Origin of the sequence: Streptomyces sp. NPDC047315 (assembly GCF_040643215.1) — a bacterium.
Lineage (GTDB): Bacteria > Actinomycetota > Actinomycetes > Streptomycetales > Streptomycetaceae > Streptomyces.
On the sequence record NZ_JBEYTZ010000011.1, the window covers coordinates 159,174 to 185,055 of the forward strand.

Genomic DNA, 25,882 nt, shown 5'->3' on the forward strand with positions numbered 1-25,882 from the left:
GCCGTGCTCTACCTCTACTTCGTCCTGCTGACCGGTGCGGTGTTCCTGCTCATAGCGGGGATCGTGGAGCAGCGCAGGCACTACGCCGCCCTGCACTCCATCCCCAGCCGGGTGCTGGTCAACGGCATCCGCGGCAAGTCGTCCATCACCCGGCTGTGCGCGGGGGCGCTGCGCGGCGGTGACCTGGTCACCGTCGCGAAGACGACGGGCACCGCCGCGCGCTTCATCCACCCCGACGCGACCGAGGAGCCGGTCTACCGGAAGTTCGGCATCGCCAACGTGGTGGAGCAGATCGGCATCGTGCGCCGGGCCGCCACCTACCGGCCGCACGCCCTGGTCATCGAGTGCATGGCGGTCATGCCGGCGCTCCAGGAGGTCAACCAGAGCAAGCTGATCCGCTCCACCATCGGCGTGCTGTGCAACGTGCGCGAGGACCACCTCGCCGAGATGGGCCCCACCCTGGACGACGTCGCCCGCTCGCTGTGCCGCTCGATGCCGCAGGACGGCATCTGCGTCACGGCCGAGAAGGACCGCTTCGACATCCTCCAGGAGGAGGCGGACGCCCGTAACTGCCAGCTGATCTACGCCGATCCCGACACGGTCAGCGACGAGGAGCTGCGCGGCTTCAGCTGGTTCACGTTCAAGGAGAACGTGGCGATCGCGCTCACCGTCGCGGAACTGCTCGGCGTGGAGCGCCAGGTGGCCCTCCAGGGCATGTACGACGCCCCGCCGGACCCGGGCGTGCTCTCCGTGGAGCGCTACGTCACGCCCGAGGGCAAGCGGCTGGCGTTCGCCAACGTCTTCGCGGCCAACGACCCCGAGTCGACGCTGATGAACGTCAACCAGCTACTGGACCTCGGCGCCATCAACCGTCCGCTGAACGTGGTGATCAACTGTCGGCCCGACCGCGTCGAGCGCAACGGGCAGATGGGCGAGTTGATCCCCGACCTCAAGCCGGACCACGTCTTCGTCATCGGACACCCCGCCAAGAGCGCGATCGACGCCGTCCCCGCCGAGTGGCGGGACCGGGCGGTCGACCTCGGCGGCGAGCGCCGGGCGGCCGAGGAGTTCATGCCGGCCATGCTCGACAAGATGCCCGACGGCTCCTCGCTCGTCGCCATCGGCAACATCCACGGCCAGGGCGAGGAGCTGCTGGAGTACCTGGCCGAACTCCCCGCCGACGAGAGCGGCGCGACGCCCGGCGCCGGGCCCGGTGCGGAGCCGGCGCAGGGGCAGGGGCAGGAGCAGGGGCAGCACGAGCAGCAGCAGCCCGCTCCGGTCGTCGCCGCCCAACCCGCGCGGCTGGACCCCTACGCCCCGTACCCGGTGGCGTACGAGGAGCGCTACCAGGCGTCCCAGACCCAGGAGATCCCGGTGGTGCGGATCCCGACCCAGCCGACCGACGAGCACCGGTTGGAGCCGGTGCCGCCGCCGCCCACCGCCGGCGGCTCGTGGGACGGGCGGGCGTGGCAGACGGCCGACGAGCGCCCCGAAGCGCGGGCCGAAGAGCCCTTCGACCCCTTCGGCCACCGCCAGCGTCCGACCCACCAGGCCCAGCAGGCCCACGAGAGCTATGAGAGCCACGGGCCCCACGAGGGCTACGAGAGCTACGAGAGCGATCAACTGCCTCCGCACCACCGCACCTGACCAGCGGACGGCCGCCGGCCGCCGTCGCACGTCCCGTCCGCCCTGCCTCGCAACACCCGCCCGGAGCCCCAGTTGACCACTGCCGCCCTGACCCCCGAGATGGCTGCCCTGGGCATCGCCATAGGTCTGTTCTTCTCCCTGCTGTGCTACCTCACCACCAACCTCTCCCCCGGCGGAATGATCACGCCGGGGTGGCTCGCGCTGACCCTCATCGAGGACCTCCAGCGCGCGGCCATGGTCGTCGGGGTCACCGCACTGACCTACGCCGGCACCAAGCTGATGCAGCGGGTCATGATCCTGTACGGGAAGCGGCTGTTCGCCGCGGTGGTCCTGCTCGGGGTGCTGCTGCAGTCGACGGTGATGATCGTGCTGTCCATCGAGTTCCCGCTGCTGTACGGGAACGAGACGCTCGGCTTCATCGTCCCCGGCCTGATCGCCTACCAGTTGGTGCGCCAGCCGAAGGTGCCGACGCTGCTCGCGACGGCCTCCGTCTCGATGATGGCGTACATCGTCGTCGCGGCCGGCCTGCTGCTCGGCGTCATGCCCGCCGTCTGAGCCCGAAGACCCGAAGAATCGAGGAAGTTCGATGGCACTGAAGAAGAAGTCGCGCCGGGTACTGCCGGTCCTCGCGGTCCTCGGGCTCGTCGGGGCGTCCGGTTACCTCACGCTGGAGTTGCGCAAGCAGGAGGACGACGGGATCACCGAGATCCGCAACGTCGGCGTCCTGAACGGGATGAAGGGCACCACCGGCGCCTCCGACGCCAAGGGCGAGGAGGGCTGGACCCGGCTGGAGAACCCGGCCCGCAGCGTGCTGCGCGGCGGCGACGGCCGGGTGAAGGCGGTGCTGACCGACGGCGCGCAGACGGCGAAGCTGACCGGCCCGGCGCGCACCTTCGCCGAACCGGCCTCCACCGGCTCCAAGGTCTCCACCACGGACTGGGTGCGGCTGCTGCCCAAGCCCTGGGTCGAGGGCGCGGAGAAGGAGAAGTGGTTCAAGGAGTGGTACGCCCAGTACGCGGACAGCAAGGAGGACGACCTCTTCGCGTACGCCTTCCAGTACGTGCAGGGCGCCCCGGACAAGAAGGACGACCAGGGCCGACTGGTGGCGGGCGACGCGAACTTCGGCCCGCTGAACACCACCGGCGCGGAGGACGGCGATCTGCGACTTGAGCAGTCCGACTTCTACGACTACCTCGGCAAGTCCTACCCGTTCCGGGACGGCAAGAGCGGCACGCCGGAGTCCATGCGCGCCCGGTCCCTGGACTGCTCGGGCTACATACGGATGGTGATCGGCTTCCGCGGGCGCTATCCGTTGATGTCCTCGGACAGCTCCGGCGACGGCCTGCCGCGCACCGCGAACGGCATGGCGCGGTCCAAGGTGGGTGTGGACGTGCTGCCGCTGAAGGGCATCACGCCCGCGGACCGCCCGACCGCGATCGATCAACTGCAACCCGGTGACCTGGTGTTCTTCAAGCTGGACGCCCGCACCAAGGAGCGGCTGGACCACGTCGGCATCGTCCTCGGCCACGACACCGAGGGCCATCTGATCTTCGTCTCCAGCCGCGAGGAGGTCAACGGACCCACCATCGGCGACGTCGGCGGGGTCTCCCGACTGGACGGCAACGGCTACTACGCGAAGACGCTGCGCAGCGCGAAGCGCCTGTGACCTGACGCCCGGTCACCGATTGCCGGGCGCCGGGCGCCGGGCGCACAAAAATGGGGCGGGACCATCTGAAGGGATGGTCCCGCCCCTTGTGCGTCCAGCGGGCCGCGTCAGAAGACGGACTCCGCCTCGTTCATCCGGTCCTCGGGGACCATCTTCAGCTTCTTCACCGCGTCCGCCAGCGGCGCCATCACCACGTCCGTGCCGCGCAGCGAGGTCATCTTGCCGAAGTCGCCGCGGTGCGCGGCCTCCACCGCGTGCCAGCCGAAGCGGGTGGCGAGCACCCGGTCGTACGCGGTGGGCACTCCGCCGCGCTGCACGTGGCCGAGGATCACCGGCTTGGCCTCCTTGCCCAGGCGGCGCTCCAACTCGACCGCGAGGCGGTTGCCGATGCCGAGGAAGCGCTCGTGCCCGAACTGGTCGATCTCGCCCTTGCGGTACTCCATCGAGCCCTCCGCGGGGTGCGCGCCCTCCGCGACGCAGATGACGGCGAACTTCTTGCCGCGGGCGAACCGCTCCTCGACCATCTTGACCAGGTCCTGGACCTCGAAGGGCCGCTCGGGCAGACAGATGCCGTGCGCGCCGCCCGCCATGCCCGACTCCAGGGCGATCCACCCCGCATGCCGGCCCATCACCTCGACGACCATCACGCGCTGGTGCGACTCCGCGGTGGTCTTCAGCCGGTCGATGGCTTCGGTGGCGACCGTGACGGCGGTGTCGAAGCCGAAGGTGCGGTCGGTGGCGGAGATGTCGTTGTCGATGGTCTTCGGGACGCCGACGACGGGCATGCCGGCGTCCGCGAGCATCCGGGACGCGGTGAGGGTGCCCTCGCCGCCGATGGGGATCAGCACGTCGATGCCGTACTGCCGCTGGATCTCGCCGCAGTTCTCCGCGGCCTCCCGCAGCCTGCTGCGCTCCAGGCGCGCGGAGCCGAGGATCGTGCCGCCGCGGGCCAGGATGCCGCTGACGGCGTTGAGGTCGAGGGGCCGGTGATGCCCGTCGAGGAGGCCCTTGAAGCCGTCCTCGAAGCCGATGACCTCGTCGCCGTGCCCGGTGATGGCCCGGTGGACGACCGAGCGGATCACCGCGTTGAGACCGGGGCAGTCGCCCCCGGCGGTCAGCACTCCGATACGCATCGCGCTGTGTCTCCTGCTCGTAGTGGGGCGTCTGAGCCGAGAATCAATTGTTCCACGCCCACGGTCTCGCCGTGCGGCGAGCTCTGTCACCTCGTCTGCGGCCCGGTTCTGGCGGGCTCGCCCGTCCCCTTGCGCCCCAGACCTCGCCGTGTCCCTGCGGGTGCTGTGTTCTCTGCGGATGAGTGTGGCTGGTCGCGCAGGCAACCGACCGGGGAAGCGAAACAGGGGCGCGGGGAACTGCGCGAACAGCCACAGACGGGTCGCAGACGCCGTAGCGCAGCTCGCCGCACGGCGGGACCGCGGGGCGCAAGGGCGATCGTGCTCACCCGGGCCGACCCCCGACGCACGCCCTAGTCCACTTCGAGAGGTATTGTCAAGGGGGAAAGCCGCGCGCCAGCGGTTTTTCTTCGGTTTTTGCCACATCGAGTGACTGCAACGTCGAGTGACGACGGGCGGACGGAGGGCGCACGTGACGCGCAGCGTGTACGTGACCGGAATCGACCGGGGGGACGGCCGCCAGGTCGTCGAGCTGGGGGTCATGGAGCTGCTGACCCGCCAGGTGGACCGGGTGGGGGTCTTCCGGCCCCTGGTGCACGACGGGCCGGACCGGCTGTTCGAGCTGCTGCGGGCCCGCTACCGGCTCGCCCAGGACCCCGCGTCCGTGTACGGCATGGACTATCACGAGGCGTCCGCGCTCCAGGCCGAGCGGGGCACCGACGAGCTCGTCTCCCACCTGGTGGACCGCTTCCACCGGGTGGCCCGCGAGTACGAGGTCGTCCTCGTGCTCGGCACCGACTTCGCCGCCACCCAGCTCCCCGACGAGCTGGCGCTGAACGCCCGGCTCGCCAATGAGTTCGGCGCCTCCGTGGTCCCCGTGGTGGGCGGCCGGGGCCAGAGCGCGGAGTCGGTGCGCGCCGAGGCCCGCAACGCCTTCCGCGCGTACGAGGCGCTGGGCTGCGACATCCTCGCCATGACGGTCAACCGCGTGGCGCCCGCCGACCGCACGGAGATAGCCGAGCGGCTGGCGGCCCGCCTCCCCGTGCCCTGCTACGTCCTGCCCGACGAGCCCGCGCTCTCCGCGCCCACCGTCTCCCAGATCACCCACGCCCTGAACGGCACGGTGCTGCTCGGCGACGACTCCGGCCTCGCGCGCGACGCCCTCGACTTCGTCTTCGGCGGCGCGACCCTGCCGAACTTCCTCACCGCGCTGACCCCCGGCTGCATGGTCGTCACCCCCGGCGACCGGGCCGATCTGGTCGTCGGCGCACTCGCCGCGCACTCCGCCGGCACCCCGCCCATCGCCGGCGTGCTGCTCACCCTCGACGAGCGGCCCCGGGACGAGGTGCTGACCCTGGCGTCCCGGCTGGCCCCCGGCACCCCGGTGGTCTCGGTCGCCGCCACCAGCTTCCCCACCGCGACCGAGCTGTTCGGTCTGGAGGGCAAGTTGAGCGCCGCAACCCCGCGCAAGGCGGAGACCGCCCTCGGACTCTTCGAGCGGCACGTCGACTCCGCCGAGCTGCTGGACCGGCTGGCGGTGGCCCGCAGCGGCCGGGTCACCCCGATGATGTTCGAGCACGAGCTGCTGGAGCAGGCCCGCGCCGACCGGCGCCGCGTCGTGCTGCCGGAGGGCACCGAGGAGCGGGTGCTGCGCGCCGCCGACGTGCTGGTGCGCCGCGACGTGTGCGACCTGACCCTGCTCGGCGACCCGGACGCGATCCGCAAGAAGGCCGCCGACCTCGGCATCGACCTGTCCGCCGTCCAGCTGATCGACCCGCACACCTCGGAGCTGCGCCAGCCCTTCGCCGAGCGGTACGCCGAGCTGCGCGCCCACAAGGGCGTCTCGGTGGAGCTGGCGTACGACGTGGTGGCCGACGTGAACTACTTCGGCACCCTCATGGTGGAGGAGGGCCTGGCCGACGGCATGGTCTCCGGCTCGGTCCACTCGACCGCGGCCACCATCCGCCCGGCGTTCGAGATCATCAAGACCCGGAAGGCGGCCGACGGCTCCGGCGCGGGCGCCTCGATCGTCTCCTCCGTGTTCTTCATGTGCCTGGCGGACGAGGTGCTGGTGTACGGGGACTGCGCGGTCAATCCGGACCCAAACGCCGAGCAGCTCGCGGACATCGCCGTCCAGTCCGCCGCGACCGCCGCCCGCTTCGGCGTCGAACCGCGCATCGCGATGCTGTCGTACTCCACCGGAACCTCCGGCTCCGGCGCGGACGTGGACAAGGTGCGGGAGGCCACCGAGCTGGTCCGCCGGGCCCGCCCGGACCTGCGGATCGAGGGGCCGATCCAGTACGACGCGGCCGTGGAGCCGACCGTAGCCGCGACCAAGCTGCCGGACTCCGAGGTCGCCGGCCGGGCGACGGTGCTGATCTTCCCCGATCTGAACACCGGCAACAACACGTACAAGGCCGTGCAGCGCTCGGCGGGCGCGGTGGCGGTCGGCCCCGTGCTCCAGGGGCTGCGCAAGCCGGTGAACGACCTGTCGCGCGGCGCCCTGGTCGGCGACATCGTGAACACGGTCGCGATCACCGCGATCCAGGCGCAGCCGGAGCCGGGGGCCGAGCAGCCCGCGCGCCCGGCCCGGTCGTCGGCCGCCGCGCCGGCGTAGGCCCGCAGCCGTACCCCGTCCCGTACGCCTCGAAGACCCCGAAGCCCCGAAACCCGCCCCCGACAGAAGGCCCCACGACCGTGACCACGCCCCCCGCCCCCGTTCCCTCCCGCGTCCTCGTCCTGAACTCCGGCTCCTCCTCGGTCAAGTACCAGCTGCTCGACATGGGGGACGGCGCCCGGCTCGCGGTCGGGCTCGTGGAGCGGATCGGCGAGCGGACGTCCCGACTGGTGCACACCCCGGGCGACGGCGGGGAGCCGCGCGAGCGCACCGAACCGATCGCCGACCACGAGGCCGCGCTGAAGGCGGTCGCCGAGGAGCTGGCGGCGGACGGCCTGGGGCTGGACTCGCCCGAGCTGGCGGCGATCGGCCACCGGGTGGTGCACGGCGGGCTGAAGTTCACCGCGCCGACCGTCGTCGACGACGAGGTGCTGGCGGAGATCGAGCGGCTGGTGCCGGTGGCCCCGCTGCACAACCCGGCGAACGTCGTCGGCATCCGCACCGCGCGGGCGCTCCGCCCCGACCTGCCGCAGGTCGCGGTCTTCGACACCGCGTTCCACACCACCATGCCGGAGTCGGCGGCCCGGTACGCCATCGACGTGGAGACGGCGGACGCACACCGGATCCGCCGCTACGGCTTCCACGGCACCTCGCACGCGTACGTCTCGCGCGAGACGGCGAAGCTGCTGGGCAAGGACCCGGCGGAGGTGAACGTGATCGTGCTGCACCTGGGCAACGGCGCGTCCGCGTCCGCGGTGGCCGGCGGCCGGTGCGTGGACACCTCGATGGGGCTCACTCCGTTGGAGGGCCTGGTGATGGGCACCCGTTCGGGCGACGTGGACCCGGCGGTCACCTTCCACCTCAAGCGGGTGGCGGGCATGTCGACGGACGAGATCGACGTGCTGCTGAACAAGAAGAGCGGGCTCGTGGGGTTGTGCGGCGACAACGACATGCGGGAGATCCGCCGGCGCATCGACGAGGGCGACGAGCGGGCGCGGCTGGCGTTCGAGATCTACGTGCACCGGCTGAAGAAGTACATCGGGGCGTACTACGCGGTGCTCGGCCGGGTGGACGCGGTCGCGTTCACGGCCGGCGTCGGCGAGAACGCGGCCTTCGTGCGGGAGGCTGCGATCGCGGGCCTCGAAGAGTTGGGACTGGTCGTCGACGGGGAGCTGAACGCCGAGCGGTCGTCGCGGGCGCGGATCGTCTCGCCGGTGTACGCCCGGGTCGCGGTGGCGGTCGTCCCCACGGACGAGGAGTTGGAGATCGCACGTCAGACATTCGATCTGGTCTCCGCCAATTCACTCGCCTGAGCGAATGTCCGCCCATTTGTATCTTCCGCTAGACGGAATATTCCGAGTCGAAACAAACCGATAGGATCCGCCTTATGCGCCGTTCCAAAATCGTCTGCACACTGGGCCCCGCCGTCGACTCGTACGAGCAGCTGAAAGCGCTCATCGAGGCCGGGATGAACGTGGCCCGCTTCAACATGAGCCACGGCAACCACGCCGACCACCAGGGCCGCTACGAGCGCCTACGGCGGGCTTCCGCGGACACCGGCCGGGCGATCGGCGTGCTCATCGACCTCCAGGGCCCCAAGATCCGTCTGGAGACCTTCGCCGAGGGACCCGTCGAGCTGGTGCGCGGTGACGAGTTCACCATCACCACCGAGGACGTGCCCGGCGACCGCACCATCTGCGGCACCACCTACAAGGGCCTGCCCGGGGACGTCGCGAAGGGCGACCAGGTCCTCATCAACGACGGCAACGTCGAACTGCGGGTCGTGGAGGTCGACGGCCAGCGGGTGAAGACCATCGTCGTCGAGGGCGGCGTGATCTCGGACCACAAGGGCATCAACCTCCCCGGCGCCGCGGTCAACGTGCCCGCGCTCTCCGACAAGGACGTGGAGGACCTGCGCTTCGGTCTGGAGATGGGCTGCGACCTGGTCGCGCTCTCCTTCGTCCGGGACGCCGGTGACGTCCGGGACGTCCACAAGGTGATGGACGAGGTCGGCCGGCGCGTTCCGGTGATCGCCAAGGTCGAGAAGCCGCAGGCCGTGGAGAACATGCAGGACGTCGTGATGGCCTTCGACGGCGTCATGGTGGCCCGCGGGGACCTGGCCGTCGAGTATCCGCTCGAAAAGGTCCCGATGGTGCAGAAGCGCCTCATCGAGCTGTGCCGCCGCAACGCCAAGCCGGTGATCGTGGCGACCCAGATGATGGAGTCGATGATCACCAACTCGCGGCCGACGCGCGCGGAGGCGTCCGACGTCGCCAACGCGATCCTGGACGGCGCGGACGCGGTGATGCTCTCCGCGGAGTCCTCGGTGGGCGCCTACCCGCTGGAGACCGTCAAGACGATGTCGAAGATCGTCACCGCGGCGGAGGGCGAACTGCTCTCCAAGGGCCTGCAGCCGCTGGTGCCGGGCAAGAAGCCGCGCACCCAGGGCGGTTCGGTGGCCCGCGCCGCCTGTGAGATCGCGGACTTCCTGGACGGCAAGGCGCTGATCGCCTTCACCCAGTCCGGCGACACGGCGCGACGGCTGTCCCGCTACCGCGTCTGCCAGCCGATCCTGGCCTTCACCACCGAGGAGTCCACCCGCAACCAGCTCACGCTGAGCTGGGGCGTGGAGTCCTTCGTCGTGCCGCACGTCGACAACACCGACGCGATGGTGGACCTGGTGGACGCGGAGCTGTCCAAGCTCCAGCGCTACAACGACGGCGACACCATGATCATCACGGCCGGCTCGCCGCCCGGCGTCCCGGGCACCACGAACATGGTGCGGGTGCACCACCTGGGCTCCAAGGCCTGACGGCCGGCCCGAAGGCATTCACGGCGGTGCCCCGGTCCGGTGCGGACCGGGGCACCGCCGTATCACGTGCAGCTACGTGGCGTCGTAGTCGCCCGGTGTGAAATAGTTGTGCAGGCCGGGCACCGTCAGCGTGCCGCCGAACTGGCCGGCCTGGCGGACCGTCACGTCCGTGAAGATCGCCAGCGGTACGTTCAGCGGCGGCGGCTTCTCGGGGCTGAAGGTGACCGGGATGATCCCGAAGAGGTCGCCCTTCAGCTCCTCGGTGTACATCGTCACGGTGCCGTTGCGGATGGTGGAGGTGGACCCCTCGTCCGCCGCCACGTGCATCGTCGTGTTTCCGGGGCCGTCCACCAGCTGGTGCAGGTCCCTGATGTCGATGCTGCTCGCGGTGAACTTCAGCACCGGTTTGACCGTGCCGCCACCGGTCCGCACTTCGACGATGCCTTTGTAGTCCAGGCCCGCCAGCGTGAGCTTGGTGCTCTTGAGGATCCACGGCTTGTCGGGGAGGTCGGGGATGCCCGGCTCCAACTCGGCTTCCGCCAGCGCCTCGGGGTCGGGGGTGGGGCACGGGAAGCGGGGTTTGGCCCCGTCGGGTATGTCCCCGTCCTTCTTCGGTTCGAGCCCCTTGGCGTCCTCGGCCAGCTCCTCGACCTCGGCCCCGGCCTCCTCGGCGGCCTTGCGGATGGCCTCCTCGGTCCCGTCGGCGCCGGCGGCGACCGAGTCCTCGTCCTCGTCGGCCGGCTCCCGTACGGTGTCGGGCTCGGCGGGCCGTGCGGCGTCCGGCTTCTTCGGGGGCTCGGTGGACGGCTTCGGGTCGGCCGCCGGGGGCGGGGTCGCCTTCGGCGGGGGCTTCGGCGGCGGGGTCGTCGGCGGCGGCGTCTGCTTGCCCTTGTCGCCCACGCCGAAGAAGTCCCGCAACGCGTCCCCGACCCCCAACGGGTCCCAGGGGTCGCGGGCCTTGGTCTCGCCGGGCGTGGCCTTCGGTGGCGGCGACGACGAGTTGGCTCCGGCGCCGGTCGCCGTGGCGTCCTGCGCGGCCTGCGCCGCCGAGGGCAGCTCGCCGGGCTTCGCGTCGTCCCGCCCGTCGTCCCCCGCGTGCCCGTCCTGCCCGTCCCGCCCGTCGTCCCCGTCCGGGTCAGCGGCGGCGGACTCCCCCGGCGCCGGATCCGGCTCCCGCTCCGGCCCGTCCGAAGGCTTCGCGCTCTCCGACGGCTTCGGGGACGCGCTTTCCCCGGGCTTCGTCGACTTCTTGGACTCTTCCGGCTTCTCGGTTGCGTGCGGCTCGTCCGACCGGGTCACGCACGGCCCCGGCGCGAAGGGGATGTCCTTGTTGTCGGCGAGGGCCGCCTTGGGGGTGAGGCCCATTCCGACGAAGACGGCGGTCGGCATGGCCGCCAGGGCTATCGCCTTCCCGGCCGGCCGCTGGAGCTTGCTCAACAGCGACTTCTTCGGGGCGGCGTGCCGAGGGCCCTTCTTGCCCCGCGCCCCATCGCCGTCGGCACCCGTCCCGGCCCCGGTCAGCGGTGTGACGTCACCCTGCACTGTTCCTCCCGCCGTGGGGGTCGATGGTCGTCTTCTCGTGCGGGTCGACCGGCTCCGCGCTCATCGGCGCCAGCGCGGCCGGGGGCGTCTCGGCCCGCTCCGGGGGCGCGACGGGCTCCGCCTCGTGCACGATCGGCTTCCCGGGCACCCAGGAGACGGAGAGCGCACCGCCGAGCAGTGCGAAGACGAAGCCGATCACGAAGCCGCCCAGATTGGCGACCGGGATCGAGATCAGGGCGAGCAGGATGGCGGCCACCCCGGCGAACACCCGCACGATGTGGTGGAACCACATCGTGAGCCCCAGGGTGACCAACAGCACGCCGATGATCAGCGAGCCCGCGCCCGCGGTCGTCGACATGGAGAGCGTCAGATGCCCCAACTTCAGGCTCGCGTAGGGGAAGTAGGCGATCGGGATGCCGCCGATGAGAGTGAACAGCCCCGCCCAGAACGGCCGTTGGCCCCGCCAGTCGCGGAACCTTCGCCAGAGGGTCCGGGTGTAGTGCTCGTTTCGCCCCGTGGCCATGGAGTCGGCGCTCATGGAAAACAGCTCCCTGGAACTGGTGTCGCTGGGTGGAGAGTGGGCGGGCGGCCGGCGCCGTGAGGGGGTTTCTGACGGATCTTTCAAAAGCCCCCTGAGGCGTCACCGCCCGCCCGGGCGGTCGACCGTCAGTAACACTCGACCTTCGGGCCGTCGCCCTTGTGCAGACGCATCTTCAGGCCGCCCAGCTTGAAGGTGCCGGCGGTGGTCGCCCACGCCTTCTGCTTGACGCCGGTCAGCACGGCTCGATCGGCCTGCTGCGCAAAGCTGTTGGGCAGGACCTTGTCCTTCACGATCGGGCCCTTGCCGCCCTTGCGCGAGTCGGTGTCCTTCGCCGCGACACCGATGTCAATGTTGGTGAACTTGGCGTCGCCGTCGAGCTCGGAGATGTCGAGGTAGAGGTTCTCCGCCTCGACCGTCTTCTTCCCCTCGCCCGCACGGAGCTGGAGCGTGATCTTCCCCAACAACGGCACGTCGGTGACGACCGACTGGCACATGTTCTTGATGGTCGCCGACTGGAACGTCGAGATGGCGACCGGGTGCTGGGTCTTCTCGTCGCCGTCCATCTTCTTGTAGCCCATGTCCAGGCCGCCGTACTGCGCGAACCCGGTGCCGTCGAGCTTGCCTGCCGTGACCTTGAACTCCTGGCCGGACACCGCGAAGGACGCGGCGAGCGCCCCCTGTGCCAGCCCGATGCCTATGGCGGCCGTGGCCGCCACGCTCGGCACCATGACTAGGGCGAACCGCTTCCATCTGGTTCCGCCACGAGTCATCGACTCCATGACTTTCCTCCTTCTCGGACGTACACCCCGAGACGGACCCGTCCGTCACGAGGTGGGAGAAGCGCTACGTCCCCGGGAAGAAGAGCGCCCGCGAGTCCAGGCGCGTACCGCGACCGAAACACCGGCGATCACCCCCGAGCGACAACCACTGATCGCGCCTGACGCGTCATGCGCAACCTCGGGTCGGACAGGCCCTGCCGTTCGGCAGGAACCCCCCTGTCCGCGTCCGGCGGTGTGCCGGCCGGCCCGGTGGGGACCCAGGACCGCGGGCACGGCCGGGGAGCCGGGCCGGTGCAGTATTGGACCGAGCGTCGCCGATCGTGGTCCATTCACGGCCTCGACACAAGGGGCTTCATTACTGACGAGTAACGACCCGATAACCACACACCGGCCACGTGTTCCCGCGCAGGCACACAGGGTGCACCGGCTCTCCACGGCATAGCGGGGCAAGAGCACCAAAAGGCGGACAGCCGGAGCGAGTTGATTTACTGCGAGTAACAGCACCCCTCTTTGCCAAGATTTGACAAAGAGGGGCGGTGCTTCGTCACTGCGCCAAAAAACGGCGCACTCCTACGGTACTCAGTACAGCGCGCGGGCCAGCGCCGAACGGGCCGCGGTCACCCGGGGGTCGTCGGCCCCGACCACCTCGAAGAGCTCCAACAGCCGTACGCGCGCCGCGTCCCGGTCCTCACCGCGGGTCCGGCGCACGGTCTCGACCAGCCGCCCGAAGGCGTCCTCCACGTGCCCGCCGACCAGGTCCAGATCGGCCGCGGCGACCTGGGCGGCCACGTCGTCCGGCCGGGCCGCCGCGTCCTGTCGCACCTCGTTCGGGTCCAAGTCCTTGACCCGGCCGAGCAGTTCGGCCTGGGCGAGCCCCAGCTTCGCCTCGGTGTTCCCGGGGTCCTCCGACAGCACGTTCTTGTACGCCTGCACCGCGCCGGCGAAGTCGCCCGCGTCCAGCGCCTGCACGGCCGCGGCCAGCGCCGCGTCGTACGGTCCGACCGGCTCGGGGGCCGGGGCGGCGGGACCTTCGCCCTCGCCGCCCTCCGCGGCGACCGCGATGCCGGTCAGGCCGAAGCGCTGCTCGGCGACCTGGATGAGCTGGTCCAGGGTGTCCCGGATCTGGCGTTCGGGGGCGGCGCCCTGGAAGAGGGGCAGCGCCTGCCCGGCGACGACGGCGAACACCGCGGGGATGCCCTGCACGCCGAACTGCTGCATCAGCAGCTGGTTGGCGTCCACGTCGATCTTGGCGAGCAGGAAACGGCCGTTGTACTCCGTCGCCAGCCGCTCCAGGAGGGGCCCGAGCTGCTTGCAGGGCTCGCACCACTCGGCCCAGAAGTCGATGACGACCGGGACTTCGGTCGAGCGCTGCAGGACGTCGCGCTCGAAGCCCGCCTCGTCGACGTCGATCACCAGGTCGGAGGGGGTCACGGCACCGCCGCCGCCCTGGCGTGCGGCCTCGGCCCGCGCCTGCTCCGCCTTGGCCTTGGCCTCGTTGGCCGCCTTCACCGCGGCGAGGTCGACGACGCCGCTCATGGACATGTTCCTAGGCTGCATGAGTACATCCTCCCCCCTTCGCGCGCGCAAGTGAAAAGCACCCCGAAAGCTCGGAGGCTGAGGGCCTGTCTTGGCGCACGGTCCCCACCCTGCGCCGGTGGTTGTCGCGGAGAGCCGATCACGGCTTTCGCTACGGGTCGTAGCGTAACTGTGCCCGCCGGGTGCCGGGTGGGACGCCTCCCGTGAACTGCCTCACAGCGATCCTCCTACCCGCCGGTATCGTCTCGGGCATGCAGAGCCGTACGGGCCGTCCCCGGAGCGCGGGGACCGACACCGCGATCCTCGACGCCACACGGGCCGCGCTCGTGGACCTCGGCTGGTCGAAGCTGACCATGGGGGACGTGGCCACCCGCGCCGGGGTCGCCAAGACGACGCTGTACCGGCGCTGGTCCAACAAGAACGAACTCGTGGTGGACGCGGTGGCCGTGATCTTCGACGAGCTGCGCCTGCCCGACCTCGGCAGCCTCACCGCCGACGTGCAGGCCGTGGTCCTCCAGTTCGCGGCGCTGCTGGAGCGCCCGGAGGCCAGGACGGCGCTGATGGCCGTGGTGGCGGAGGCCACCCGCGACGAGGCGCTGCGCCACCGCATCCGCACGGCGATCGTGGACCGGCAAAAGCGCCTGGTCCTGGAGGGCCGGGCGCGGGCGCAGGCCCGCGGGGAGCTGCCGTACGAGGACGACCCGGCGCGGGCCGCGCTCCGGGCCGACCTGATCTTCGACGTGATCGCCGGCGCCGTCGTCCACCGCGCGCTGGTGAGCGCGGAGCCGGTGGACGAGGCGTGGGCGAGCGACTTCACGGCCCTGCTGCTGTTGGGCCTGGGACGCTTCTGACGGCCCGGAACGGACCGGCCCGGGCCCTGCTGGACCCGGGCCGGGAGGCCGGGCTCGGGCGTCAGAAGCCGGGCGGCTCCGTGTACGTGCCCCATTCGTCGCGCAGCGCGTCGCAGATCTCGCCCAGGGTGGCCTCCGCGCGTACGGCGTCGAGCATCGGCCCGATCATGTTCGCCCCGTCGCGCGCGGCCACCAGCATGGCGGTCAGGGCGCCGCGCACCGCCGCGTCGTCGCGCCGGTCGCGCCGCTCGGCCAGGGTGCGCACCTGCTCGCGCTCGACCTCGTGGCTGACCCGCAGGATCTCCAGGTCGCCGGTGACCGAGCCCTCGTGCACATTGACGCCGACGACCCTTTTGTCGCCCTTCTCCAGCGACTGCTGGTAGCGGAACGCGGACTCCGCGATCTCACCGGTGAACCAGCCGTCCTCGATGCCGCGCAGGATGCCGGAGGTCATGGGCCCGATCGGGTGCTGGCCGTCGGGGTGCGCCCGGCGTCCGCGCTCCTTGATCTGGTCGAAGACCTTCTCGGCGTCGGCCTCGATGCGGTCGGTGAGCTGCTCGACGTACCAGGACCCGCCGAGCGGGTCCGCGACGTTGGCCACGCCGGTCTCTTCCATCAGCACCTGCTGGGTGCGCAGGGCGATCTCCGCGGCCTGCTGGCTGGGGAGCGCGAGGGTCTCGTCGAGTGCGTTGGTGTGCAGCGAGTTGGTGCCGCCGAGGACCGCGGACAGCGCCTCCACCGCGGTGCGCACGACGTTGTTGTACGGCTGCTGGGCGGTGAGCGAGACGCCCGCGGTCTGGGTGTGGAAGCGCAGCCACTGCGCCTTGTCGCTCTTGGCGCCGTACACGTCGCGCATCCAGCGGGCCCAGATCCGCCGGGCGGCCCGGAACTTGGCGATCTCCTCGAAGAAGTCGAGGTGCGCGTCGAAGAAGAAGGAGAGCCCGGGCGCGAAGACGTCCACGTCCAGGCCGCGGCTGAGGCCGAGCTCCACGTATCCGAAGCCGTCGGCGAGGGTGTACGCCAGCTCCTGCGCGGCGGTCGCCCCGGCCTCGCGGATGTGGTAGCCGGAGACGGAGAGCGGCTTGTACGCGGGGATGCCGGCGGCGCAGTGCTCCATCAGGTCCCCGATCAGCCGCAAGTGCGGCTCGGGCTGGAACAGCCACTCCTTCTGGGCGATGTACTCCTTGAAGATGTCCGTCTGGAGGGTGCCGTTGAGCACGGCGGGATCGACGCCCTGACGCTCGGCGGCGACCAGGTACATGCAGAAGACCGGCACGGCCGGGCCGCTGATCGTCATGGAGGTCGTGACGTCGCCGAGCGGGATGTCCTTGAAGAGGACCTCCATGTCGGCGGCGGAGTCGATCGCCACGCCGCAGTGGCCGACCTCGCCGAGCGAGCGGGGGTCGTCGGAGTCCCGCCCCATCAGCGTGGGCATGTCGAACGCGACGGAGAGCCCGCCGCCGCCGGCGGCCAGGATCATCTTGTAGCGCTCGTTCGTCTGCTCGGCGTTGCCGAAGCCGGCGAACTGGCGGATCGTCCAGGTGCGACCGCGGTAGCCGGTGGGGTGCAGCCCGCGGGTGAAGGGGTACTCACCCGGCCACCCGATGCGTTCGAACCCCTCGTACGCATCGCCGGGCCGCGGCCCGTAGACCGGCTCCACGGGGTCCCCGGAGAGCGTGCTGAAGTCCGCGTCGCGCTTGCGGGCCTTGTCGTATCGGGCCTGCCAGCGGAGGCGGCCCTCTTCAATGGCGTCGGCGTCCATGGAACCAATTTACTAGGACGTCCAACTAAATGTCGATGCGAGTGCGCTGCGCTGTGCTTGCGGGTGCGGGTGCGGGGCGAGCTTGCCCCGTGCGGCCCGGGCTTCTGGGGGCGCTGGGGGTCCCCCCGTGACCGCAGGGCACAGGGGGCGGAACTGCGCGACAAGCCCACCACCGGGCCGCAGGCGCGAAGAAGCCGCAACCGGCTACGGCTCGCGAGGGGCTCGGGTTACGCCTTCGCGGGCTCGGGCGACCCTGCCGCGATCAGGGCCTGGGCCTCGCGGGTGATTTTGGGCTCGACGAAGAAGGAGGCCACCGGGATGCAACCCGCCGCCAGCACCCACAGCAGCTTGCCGAAGGGCCACTTCGCCTTGGACCCCAGGTCGAACGCGAAGATCACGTAGACGATGAAGAGGACGCCGTGGATCTGCGAGATCACCATGGTGTCGCCCGTGCTGAAGCCGTACTTCAACACGATGGCCCCGGTGAACACCAACAGCCAGACGGCGGTGATGTAGGCCATCACCCGGTAGCGGGTCAGCACGGTTTGTTTCATGGGCCGAGCCTAACGGGGCCCGGATACCACCCCGCGCCCGGGGTGTCCAGCCCGCGGGCCGCCGGGCCCGCGGCTCACGCCTCGTCGAAGTCCCGCGCAGCCACCCGCAGCGGTCGCAGCATCGCGAAGAGCTCCCCGCACTCCTCCGCGTCGTACGCCCCCAGCCCGAAGTCCATCGCCATCAGGTCCCGGGTGGCCGCCTCGACCACCTCGCGGCCCTTCTCGGTGATGGAGGCGAGGGTGCCCCGGCCGTCGTTCGGGTTGGGCCGTTTGTCGACGAGGCCGGACTTGACCAGCCGGTCCACGGTGTTCGTCACGGACGTGGGGTGCACCATCAGCCGCTCGCCGATCTTCGACATAGGCAGCTCGCCCGCCTTGGAGAAGGTCAGCAGCACCAGCGCCTCGTACCGGGCGAAGGTCAGGCCGTACGGCTTGACGACGGCGTCGACCTCGGCGAGCAGGATCTGGTGGGCCCGCATGATCGAGGTGATCGCGGCCATCGAGGGCACGGGCCCCCAGCGCTGGCGCCACAACTCGTCGGCGCGGGCGATCGGATCGAAGGACAGGCTGAGCGGCTTGGACACGCGCCCGACCCTACCCAGTGGCCCTCCCGCGCTCAGCCCCGTCTCACCTTTCGATCCAGGACGGAGAAGACCCCGCCGAGCGCAGTGCTCGGCGGGGTCGCCGACCGGCGGTCGGGGGTGCCGGTCGGAAGTCGCAGACCCGGTCGCGGGCCGGAGCGGGCCGTCGCGGGCCCGTCGGGAGCGCGTCGCGGACTACGCGGGGTTCACCGTGCCCTCGCGGCGCGCGCGGGAGGCGATCACCTCGTCCTCCGCCGCCCGCTTGAGCTTGCGCTCCGCCACGAAGCCGCCGAACGGCAGCACCGAGAGGACGAAGTACAGCGCCGCGGTCTTCAGGTCCCACTTCGTGCGGTTCCAGGCGTCGGCCCAGAACAGGACGTAGATGATGAAGAGGATGCCGTGGATCATGCCGAGCGCGGGCACCGCGTTGAAGTCCGTGGTGCGCTTCAGCACCGACGCGATCATCAACAGGATGAAGGAGACGGCCTCCGGCGCCGAGACGAGGCGGAGACGGTGGAGGGACGAGGCGGTCTTGATGTCCACGGCGGATGCACCTTCGATGGGAGACGATCTTGTGAACGCGCTCACAAGCGCTGCCCCATTCTGCCAGCCTCCTTTGCCAAGCCTTTGTCCGGGGTGGGGCTACGACGCCGTGATCCTCCTTGAGTACCTGTTCGTACCGGGTTGCGCCGGATACGGTCGCTCCGTGGCAACGTTTCGACTCCAGGGGAGCAAGGTGCTCGCGGTCGACATGACCGGCGACGCCGTCAAGGCGAAGAACGGGTCGATGGTCGCGTACGACGGCCAGATGGCCTTCAAGAAGCTCACCGGCGGCGGCGAGGGCATCCGCGGCATGGTGACCCGCCGGCTCACCGGCGAACAGATGACGCTGATGGAGGTCAAGGGCCAGGGCACCTGCTTCTTCGCGGACCGCGCGTCGGAGATCAACCTCGTCGCGCTGCGCGGCGACAAACTGTACGTCGAGTCCAGCAACCTGCTGGCGACGGACGGCGGGCTGCGCACCGGCACCACCTTCACCGGCCTGCGCGGCGGGGCGAGCGGCAACGGCCTGTTCACCACCACCGTCGAGGGCAGCGGCCAGGTCGCGATCACCTCGGACGGCCCGGCCGTGGTGCTGCGCGTGACCCCGCAGTACCCGCTCTCCGTCGACCCCGGCGCGTACGTGGCCCACCAGGGCTCCCTGCGCCAGAACTTCCAGTCCGGGGTCACCTTCCGCACCTTCATGGGCGAGGGCGGCGGCGAGGCGTTCCAGATCCGCTTCGAGGGCGACGGACTCGTCTACGTGCAGCCCAGCGAGCGCAACACGATCGGGGGCGACGTCTAGGTGTCTTCCTTCCGGGAGATCAACTCCAGGCTGATCGAGGTGACCGTCGCCCCGGGGCAGCGGCTGTTCAGCCAGCGCGGCGCGATGATCGCCTACCGCGGCGACGTCAGCTTCACCCCGAACATCGCCGGCGGCCGGGGCGGCATCGCCTCGATGATCGGCCGCCGGGTCGCCGGCGAGGCCACCCCGCTGATGACGGTGGAGGGCAGCGGCACGGTGATGTTCGGACACGGCGGCCACCACGTCCAGGTCGTCCACCTCACCGGGGACACCCTGTACGTGGAGGCGGACCGGCTGCTCGCCTTCGAGGGGACCTTGGAGCAGGGCACGATGTTCATGGGCTCGCAGGGCGGGGTCATGGGCATGGTGCGCGGCCAGGTCAGCGGCCAGGGCCTGTTCACCACCACGCTGCGCGGCCACGGCGCGGTCGCGGTGATGGCGCACGGCGGCGTGGTCGAGCTGCCGATCGCCCCCGGGCGCCCGGTCCACGTGGACCCGCAGGCGTACGTGGCGCACCACGGCGACGTGCGGAACAAGCTCTCCACCGCGCTCGGCTGGCGCGACATGGTGGGGCGCGGCTCGGGCGAGGCGTTCCAGTTGGAGCTCAGCGGCAGCGGTGCGGTGTACGTCCAGGCGTCGGAGGAGAAGCTGTGACCGTTCCGAGCGGCCCCGTGGCCCTTGATCCGATGACGTTGCCGAGCGACGACAACGTCAACCCGTACACCTTCTGTGTGGAACTGAAGGGGAGCCAGTGGTTCCTCCAGAAGGGCAAGATGATCGCCTATTACGGGCAGATCGAGTTCAACGGCATCGGGCACGGCCGGCTCGACCGGCTGCTGCGCACCTCGTTCCACTCGCCGCTGCACGCGGGCGACTGGGTGGTGGCCGAGGGCAGCGGCAAGATGCTGTTGGCGGACCGGGCGTTCGACGTGAACTCCTTCGACCTGGACGAGGGCAATCTGACGATCCGCGCCGGGAACCTGCTGGCCTACCAGCCGTCGCTGGCGCTGAAGCAGTCGATCGTGCCGGGCTTCCTGACCCTGATCGGCACGGGGAAGTTCGTGGCCGCTTCGAACGGTCCGGTGGTCTTCATGGAGCCCCCGATCCGGGTGGATCCGCAGGCGCTGGTGGGGTGGGCGGACTGCCCCTCGCCCTGTCACCACTACGACCACGGGTACATGACGGGGGTGATGGGCGGGGTGCGCGCGCTGACGGGCATCGGCGGGGCGTCCGGCGAGGAGCACCAGTTCGACTTCGTGGGTGCCGGGACGGTGCTGCTGCAGTCCTCCGAGGCGCTGTTGCCCGACGTGACGACGGGGGAGCCGCCGGCGCAGGCGGGCGTGCCGTCGGGGCACGGCGGGGGGCAGGGGCAGCACGGCTCCGCACCGCGCCTGCCGGGTCAACTGGGCGACCTCCAACGCCGCTTCGGGCTGTGAACGGAGGCATGCGGAGCGTGACACCGTAGCCAAACCCCCCTCGCGTGCTGCGTACACTGCGCATTCACACGACGGGCTGCCGCGCACGGCGCTCCGCAGGCCCCGTGGACCGAACCCTGCGAACCCTCCGGGCCCCCCGGACCGACGACTTTCCGCCCCGACGATCTTCCGACCCAAAAATAGTCCGTCTTTCAACTTCTTTAGGTAGAATCCACATATGGAGACCGAGACGGCCACCCGCTGGCTCACCGATGACGAGCAGACCACCTGGCGTGCCCACCTGGACGTCAACAGGTTGTTGATGCACCAGCTCGAAAGGGACCTCCAGCCGTTCGGCCTGACCCTCAACGACTACGAGATCCTGGTCAACCTCTCGGAGTCCGACGACCTGCGGATGCGGATGAGCGACCTGGCCGCCGCGACGCTCCAGTCCAAGAGTCGCCTCTCCCACCAGATCACCCGCATGGAGAACGCGGGCCTGGTACGCCGGGAGAACTGCGAGTCGGACCGCCGCGGGCTGTTCGCGGTGCTCACCGAACACGGCATCGCGACCATGCGCCGGGTGGCGCCCCACCACGTCGCATCCGTGCGCCGGCACTTCATCGACCTGATGTCCCCCGAGGCCCTGACGGGCCTGCGGGACTCGCTGCTTCCCGTGGTGGACCACCTGCGCGGGCAGCGCGGCAAACTCTGACCCGACGCCGTCTCCTCACAGCGCGGGCAGCCGCAGCACGAACTGCGCGCCGCCCGCCGGGGACCGCTCCACCGTGAGCGTCCCGCCGTGCCGCCGTGCGACGTCCCGCGCGATGGCGAGGCCGAGACCCGCGCCTCCCTCGTCGCGCGAGCGGGCGTCGTCGAGCCGTACGAACCGCTCGAAGATCCGCTCCCGCTCGTCGTCCGGCACGCCCGTCCCGTCGTCCGCGACGGACAGCACCGCGAAGTCGCCCTCGCGCCGGACGGAGACCTCGACCGACGCCCGGGCGTGCCGCTGGGCGTTGTCGAGGAGGTTGCCCAGCACCCGGGCGAGCTGCCCGTGCGAGCCGGCCACCTCGACGCCGTCCGGCACGTCCACGGCCGCCGGCACCCGGTCTCCGGCGCGCTGCGACGCCTCCTCGCGCACCAGCGCCGACAGGTCCAGCCGGGTCCGCCCCGGCTGCTCCCCCGCGTCCAGCCGGGCCAGCAACAGCAGGTCAGCGGCGAGCTGTTGGAGCCGTACGGTGTCCGCCACGGCGCCCGGCACGTCCAACAGCTCCGGGTGCGCCTCGCCGACCTCCAGCTGGGTGCGGAGCGAGGCGATCGGGCTGCGCAGCTCGTGCGAGGCGTCCGCCACGAACCGCCGCTGCCGCTCCACGGACGCCTCCAGCGCCGCCAGCGTCTCGTTGGTGGTTGCGGCGAGCCGGGCCACCTCGTCCCCGGTGGCGGGCTCCGGCACCCGCCGCGTCAGATCCTCCGAAGCGGTGATCGCGGCCATCTCGGCGCGAATGTCCTCCACCGGCTTCAGCGCGCGCCGGGTCACCAGCCAGGTCACCGATGCGACGACGACGAGGAGCGGCGGCAGGCCGATGAGCATCGCCTCGCGCACCGACCCCACGGCGTCCTGCTCCACGGTGAGCGGCGCGCCCGCGTAGACCGTGACGGTGCGGCCGGCGCCCGTGGTCGCCTCCACGGCGGCGAAGACGTAGTCGGCGGAGTCCCCGTCCACCGTCGCCGCGCCCTTGACGAACCGCGGCTCCTTTGCGGAGACCTCGCCGCGCTCGGGGTCGTCGGCGTCCTGGTCTTCCCGGTCGCCGTCGTCGTCGTCCTCGCCCGGCGGCAGCGGCTCGGGCTTCACGCCGCTCGCTCCGGTGCCGGAGATCCGCTCCAACTCGTCGCTGACCGCGACGACCCGCCCGTCCTCGTCGACGACCTGCACGGGTCGGTCGTCCGTGGACGGGATCGTCAGCGTGCCGCTCGCCGTGTCGCCCTCCCGCGCGACCTGCGCGGCGACTTCCCTGGCGGTGACCTCGGCCTGGAGCTCCGCCTGGTCGGAGAGGTAGGCGCGCAGCACCAGGAGCACCGCGGCGCCGGCGAGGACCAGGGCGACGGCGACGACCGCGGTGGCGCCGAGCGCGGCCTTCGCCCGTACGGACCTCATCGCCCGCCACCCGCTTCGGGCGGGGCGACGAGGCGGTAGCCCGCGCCGCGCACGGTCTGGATGCGCGGGGCGCCCACCTTGCGGCGCAGCGCGCTGATGTACACCTCGATGATGTTGGGGTCGCCGTCGTACGCGAAGTCCCACACGTGCTCCAGGATCTGCGCCTTGCTGACGACCTCCCCGGCGCGCACGGCGAGCTGCTCCAGGACCGCGAACTCCTTCGCCGTCAGCGCGACCTCGTCCGCGCCGCGGAACACCCGGCGGGCCGCGGTCTCCACCCGCAGGTCGCCGACGAGCAGCACCGGCGACCCGCCGCCGCGTCCGCGCCGGCGCAGCAGCGCCTTGACCCTGGCGACGAGGACGACGTACGAGAAGGGCTTGGTCAGGTAGTCGTCGGCGCCGGTGTCCAGGCCCTCGGCCTCGTCGTACTCGCCGTCCTTGGCGGTCAGCATCAGGATCGGCACCTCGTTGCCGGCGGCGCGCAGGGCGGCGCAGACGCGGTAGCCGTTCATGCCGGGCAGCATGATGTCGAGGACGACCAGGTCGTACGCGCCCTCCGCGGCCCGGTGCAGCCCCTCCAGGCCGTCGTGGACCACGTCCACGGCGTACCCCTCGGCGGTCAGGCCCCGGGCGAGGGAGAGGGCCAGCCGCTTCTCGTCCTCCACGATCAGCAAACGCATGCGCCAAGGGTCGCAAACCGAAGCTGAAGATCCCTTCAGGCGGCTTCAGGCTGCGTTCAGGGTCCCCCCGCCAGATTGGTGGTCGTCCAGTCAACGACGCACCACCTCGATGGGGAGGACCCCTCCATGAAGCGCAAGATCGTGATCGCCACCGCCGTGGCAGCGGCACTTTTGACCGGCGGCGCCTACACGGCGGTGGCCGCGACCGACGACCCCGCGGCGGCGAAGGTCCCCGCGAAGGTCTCCGTCGATGAGGCGACGAAGGCGGCGCTGGCCGAGGTCCCGGGCACGGTGGAGTCGGTGGATCGCGATGACGACGACAACGGCGGCTGGGACGTCGAGATCCGCGGCACCGACGGCAAGGAGAGCGAGGTGCGGGTCGACGCGGAGTCGGGGAAGGTGAGCGTCACGGACCGGGATGACGCGGATGACGACGACCGCGACGACGATGACCGCGACGACCGGGACGATGACCGCGACGACGCGCCCAAGGGCGTCAAGGTCACGTCCCAGCAGGCCGCTGACGCCGCCCTCGCGCTCCACCCCGGCACGGTCACCGAGATCGACTTCGACGACGACGGCTGGGAGGTCGAGGTCCGCGGCAAGGACGGCGGTTCGCACGAGGTCCACGTCGACGCGAAGACGGCGAAGGCGACGCCGGACCGCGACGACGACTGACCCCCGCTCGCGGGCCGGCGTGACGTGCGCGCCGCAACACCGCGGGCGCGTCCACCGCTGCGGCCCGGTGGGACTTGTCGCGCACTTCCGCCCCCTGCGCCCGGAGGGCGTGGGGGCCCCAGCGCCCCTGACAATCCCGCCATAGCCCTGCGGGAGCGTTGGTCTCTGCGGCCCGGTGGGGCTTGTTCGCGCAGTTCCCCGCGCCCCTAAAACCCCCGCCGTTGCCCTGCGGGTGCGTTGGTTCCTGCGGACCGTGAATGGTTGCTCTCGCAGGTCCGCCCCCTACGCCCAGAGCGCGTGGGCATTTAGGGGCGCGGGGAACTGCGCGAACAAGCCACCCACCGGCTGGTAGAGACCAACGCTCCCGCAGGGCAACGGCGAGGTTGTCCAGGGGCGCGGGGAACTGCGCGACAAGCCACCCACGGTCCGCAGGAACCAACGACGCCGCAGGGCAACGGCGGGAGGTTGGGGGCGCTGGGGGTCCCCCCACGCCCTCTGGGCGTAGGGGGAGGAACTGCGCGAACAGCCCCGGACAGCCCGCAGGCGGGCACAAGCAGGTCGCACCACGGCGCCCGCGCTGCCAAGCGCAAGCACGCGCTACGCGCTGGTGACGCTCGCCACCAGTTCGTCCGCCGCGCCGTAGGGGTCCAGCTCGCCCGAGACGACGCGCGCCGCCAGCGCGCCCACGCGGCTGTCGCCGTGGAGGTCCGCCAAGTCCGCGATCCGGCTCCGCAGCGCGGTGACCGCGATCGTCTCCACCTCCCCCGCCGCCCTCCGCAGGCGGCGCTCCGCCAGCACCCCCCGCTCCTCCATCCACGCGCGGTGCTTCTCCAGCGCCTCGACGACCTCGTCCACGCCCTCCGCCCGCGCGGCGACCGTCTTCACGATCGGGGGCCGCCAGTCCCCGGGGCCGCGCGCCTCCCCCAACCCCAGCATGTGGTTCAGCTCCCGCGCCGTCGCGTCCGCGCCGTCGCGGTCCGCCTTGTTCACCACGTACACGTCGCCGATCTCCAAGATGCCCGCCTTCGCGGCCTGGATGCCGTCGCCCATGCCGGGCGCGAGCAGCACCACGGAGGTGTCGGCCTGCGCGGCGATCTCGACCTCGGACTGGCCGACGCCGACGGTCTCGACGAGGATCACGTCGCAGCCGGCCGCGTCGAGGACGCGCACCGCCTGCGGCGCGGCCCACGCGAGCCCGCCGAGGTGGCCGCGGGTGGCCATCGAGCGGATGTAGACGCCGGGGTCCGACGCGTGTTCCGACATCCGTACGCGGTCACCGAGGAGCGCCCCGCCGGAGAAGGGGGACGAGGGGTCGACGGCGAGCACGCCGACCCGCTTGCCCGTCTTGCGGTACGCGGTGACCAGCGCCGACGTGGTGGTGGACTTGCCGACGCCGGGCGAGCCGGTCAGGCCCACCACGTACGCCCCGCCGGTCAGCGGCGCGAGCGCGGCCATCACCTCGCGCAGGTGCGGGGACGCCCCCTCCACCAGCGAGATCAGCCGGGCCACGGCGCGCGGCCGGCCCTCCCTCGCCCGGGCGACCAGCTCCGCGACGTCCACCATGGCTCAGCTCCTCGGTGCTCGGAATGCG

General features: G+C 71.2%; 24 protein-coding genes. 12 read left to right on the top strand and 12 right to left on the bottom strand.

The window, feature by feature from the left end; all coding sequences use genetic code 11:
* The first annotated feature begins 3 nt into the window (after positions 1–3).
* The 3 genes from pgsB to ABZ842_RS15475 all read left to right on the top strand — a co-directional run bounded on the left by pgsB (position 4) and on the right by ABZ842_RS15475 (position 3,313).
* A complete protein-coding gene (gene pgsB, locus ABZ842_RS15465) occupies positions 4–1,647 on the top strand; it encodes a poly-gamma-glutamate synthase PgsB (RefSeq protein ID WP_361537159.1) in 1,644 nt (547 codons plus the stop codon).
* Positions 1,648–1,719: 72 nt separating this feature from the next.
* Positions 1,720–2,202, top strand: coding sequence for a poly-gamma-glutamate biosynthesis protein PgsC/CapC (locus ABZ842_RS15470; RefSeq protein WP_361537160.1), 483 nt, complete (start codon positions 1,720–1,722; stop codon positions 2,200–2,202).
* Positions 2,203–2,233: 31 nt separating this feature from the next.
* On the top strand, positions 2,234–3,313 hold the full coding sequence (locus ABZ842_RS15475; RefSeq protein WP_361537161.1) for an NlpC/P60 family protein: 1,080 nt from the start codon (positions 2,234–2,236) through the stop codon (positions 3,311–3,313).
* A gap of 107 nt (positions 3,314–3,420) precedes the next feature.
* On the opposite strand, the gene ABZ842_RS15480 is transcribed toward ABZ842_RS15475, so the two are convergent.
* Positions 3,421–4,446, bottom strand: coding sequence for a 6-phosphofructokinase (locus ABZ842_RS15480; protein WP_361537162.1), 1,026 nt, complete (start codon positions 4,444–4,446; stop codon positions 3,421–3,423).
* Positions 4,447–4,915: 469 nt separating this feature from the next.
* Here ABZ842_RS15480 and pta point away from each other — a divergent pair, with 469 nt between their 5' ends.
* The 3 genes from pta (at position 4,916) to pyk (ending at position 9,872) form a co-directional block, all read left to right on the top strand.
* Complete coding sequence (gene pta / locus ABZ842_RS15485; RefSeq protein ID WP_361537163.1) at positions 4,916–7,060, top strand: phosphate acetyltransferase; 2,145 nt, start codon at positions 4,916–4,918, stop codon at positions 7,058–7,060.
* 80 nt (positions 7,061–7,140) lie between these two features.
* The gene (locus ABZ842_RS15490; protein WP_361537164.1) at positions 7,141–8,373 is read left to right on the top strand and encodes an acetate kinase; all 1,233 of its coding nucleotides are present in this window, start codon (positions 7,141–7,143) and stop codon (positions 8,371–8,373) included.
* Positions 8,374–8,447: 74 nt separating this feature from the next.
* Positions 8,448–9,872, top strand: coding sequence for a pyruvate kinase (gene pyk / locus ABZ842_RS15495; RefSeq protein ID WP_361537165.1), 1,425 nt, complete (start codon positions 8,448–8,450; stop codon positions 9,870–9,872).
* Positions 9,873–9,944: 72 nt separating this feature from the next.
* On the opposite strand, the gene ABZ842_RS15500 is transcribed toward pyk, so the two are convergent.
* The 4 genes from ABZ842_RS15500 to ABZ842_RS15515 all read right to left on the bottom strand — a co-directional run bounded on the left by ABZ842_RS15500 (position 9,945) and on the right by ABZ842_RS15515 (position 14,291).
* On the bottom strand, positions 9,945–11,414 hold the full coding sequence (locus tag ABZ842_RS15500) for a hypothetical protein (RefSeq protein WP_361537166.1): 1,470 nt from the start codon (positions 11,412–11,414) through the stop codon (positions 9,945–9,947).
* The gene (locus tag ABZ842_RS15505; protein WP_361537167.1) at positions 11,404–11,952 is read right to left on the bottom strand and encodes a DUF6114 domain-containing protein; all 549 of its coding nucleotides are present in this window, start codon (positions 11,950–11,952) and stop codon (positions 11,404–11,406) included. The genes ABZ842_RS15500 and ABZ842_RS15505 overlap by 11 nt, the downstream gene beginning before the upstream one ends.
* 128 nt (positions 11,953–12,080) lie before the next feature.
* Entirely contained in the window at positions 12,081–12,734 is a 654-nt protein-coding gene (locus tag ABZ842_RS15510; protein ID WP_361537168.1) for a DUF6230 family protein, read from the bottom strand.
* Positions 12,735–13,313: 579 nt separating this feature from the next.
* Positions 13,314–14,291, bottom strand: coding sequence for a tetratricopeptide repeat protein (locus ABZ842_RS15515; RefSeq protein ID WP_361537169.1), 978 nt, complete (start codon positions 14,289–14,291; stop codon positions 13,314–13,316).
* Positions 14,292–14,521: 230 nt separating this feature from the next.
* On the opposite strand from ABZ842_RS15515, the gene ABZ842_RS15520 reads away from it, so the two are divergent.
* Entirely contained in the window at positions 14,522–15,121 is a 600-nt protein-coding gene (locus ABZ842_RS15520; RefSeq protein WP_361537170.1) for a TetR/AcrR family transcriptional regulator, read from the top strand.
* A gap of 61 nt (positions 15,122–15,182) precedes the next feature.
* On the opposite strand, the gene ABZ842_RS15525 is transcribed toward ABZ842_RS15520, so the two are convergent.
* The 4 genes from ABZ842_RS15525 to ABZ842_RS15540 form a co-directional block, all read right to left on the bottom strand.
* Positions 15,183–16,883, bottom strand: coding sequence for a methylmalonyl-CoA mutase family protein (locus ABZ842_RS15525; protein ID WP_361537171.1), 1,701 nt, complete (start codon positions 16,881–16,883; stop codon positions 15,183–15,185).
* Positions 16,884–17,110: 227 nt separating this feature from the next.
* The gene (locus ABZ842_RS15530; protein WP_361537172.1) at positions 17,111–17,437 is read right to left on the bottom strand and encodes a DUF3817 domain-containing protein; all 327 of its coding nucleotides are present in this window, start codon (positions 17,435–17,437) and stop codon (positions 17,111–17,113) included.
* Positions 17,438–17,511: 74 nt separating this feature from the next.
* Positions 17,512–18,021: a MarR family transcriptional regulator gene (locus ABZ842_RS15535; RefSeq protein ID WP_361537173.1), complete on the bottom strand. Its 510-nt coding sequence runs from the start codon at positions 18,019–18,021 to the stop codon at positions 17,512–17,514.
* 192 nt (positions 18,022–18,213) lie between these two features.
* The gene (locus ABZ842_RS15540) at positions 18,214–18,561 is read right to left on the bottom strand and encodes a DUF3817 domain-containing protein (RefSeq protein WP_361537174.1); all 348 of its coding nucleotides are present in this window, start codon (positions 18,559–18,561) and stop codon (positions 18,214–18,216) included.
* A 163-nt stretch (positions 18,562–18,724) separates the two neighbouring features.
* Between ABZ842_RS15540 and ABZ842_RS15545 the strand changes: the two genes are divergently transcribed.
* From ABZ842_RS15545 to ABZ842_RS15560, 4 genes are all read left to right on the top strand, one after another.
* Complete coding sequence (locus ABZ842_RS15545) at positions 18,725–19,363, top strand: AIM24 family protein (RefSeq protein ID WP_361537175.1); 639 nt, start codon at positions 18,725–18,727, stop codon at positions 19,361–19,363.
* Positions 19,364–20,017 (top strand): AIM24 family protein, encoded by a 654-nt coding sequence (locus tag ABZ842_RS15550; protein WP_361537176.1) that lies wholly within the window; start codon positions 19,364–19,366, stop codon positions 20,015–20,017. It begins immediately after the preceding gene.
* A 32-nt stretch (positions 20,018–20,049) separates the two neighbouring features.
* Positions 20,050–20,799: an AIM24 family protein gene (locus tag ABZ842_RS15555; RefSeq protein WP_361537242.1), complete on the top strand. Its 750-nt coding sequence runs from the start codon at positions 20,050–20,052 to the stop codon at positions 20,797–20,799.
* Between the two features lie 217 nt (positions 20,800–21,016).
* Positions 21,017–21,493 carry a MarR family transcriptional regulator gene (locus ABZ842_RS15560; protein WP_361537177.1) on the top strand — a complete coding sequence of 159 codons (477 nt, stop codon included), beginning with the start codon at positions 21,017–21,019 and terminating at the stop codon, positions 21,491–21,493.
* A gap of 15 nt (positions 21,494–21,508) precedes the next feature.
* Here the strand turns inward: ABZ842_RS15560 and ABZ842_RS15565 are convergent, their stop codons facing one another.
* Positions 21,509–22,933: a HAMP domain-containing sensor histidine kinase gene (locus ABZ842_RS15565; protein ID WP_361537178.1), complete on the bottom strand. Its 1,425-nt coding sequence runs from the start codon at positions 22,931–22,933 to the stop codon at positions 21,509–21,511.
* Complete coding sequence (locus tag ABZ842_RS15570) at positions 22,930–23,613, bottom strand: response regulator transcription factor (RefSeq protein WP_361537179.1); 684 nt, start codon at positions 23,611–23,613, stop codon at positions 22,930–22,932. The genes ABZ842_RS15565 and ABZ842_RS15570 overlap by 4 nt, the downstream gene beginning before the upstream one ends.
* 126 nt (positions 23,614–23,739) lie before the next feature.
* Between ABZ842_RS15570 and ABZ842_RS15575 the strand changes: the two genes are divergently transcribed.
* On the top strand, positions 23,740–24,291 hold the full coding sequence (locus ABZ842_RS15575) for a PepSY domain-containing protein (protein ID WP_361537180.1): 552 nt from the start codon (positions 23,740–23,742) through the stop codon (positions 24,289–24,291).
* 597 nt (positions 24,292–24,888) lie between these two features.
* On the opposite strand, the gene meaB is transcribed toward ABZ842_RS15575, so the two are convergent.
* Positions 24,889–25,854 (bottom strand): methylmalonyl Co-A mutase-associated GTPase MeaB, encoded by a 966-nt coding sequence (meaB, locus tag ABZ842_RS15580; RefSeq protein ID WP_361537181.1) that lies wholly within the window; start codon positions 25,852–25,854, stop codon positions 24,889–24,891.
* Positions 25,855–25,882: the final 28 nt, after the last annotated feature.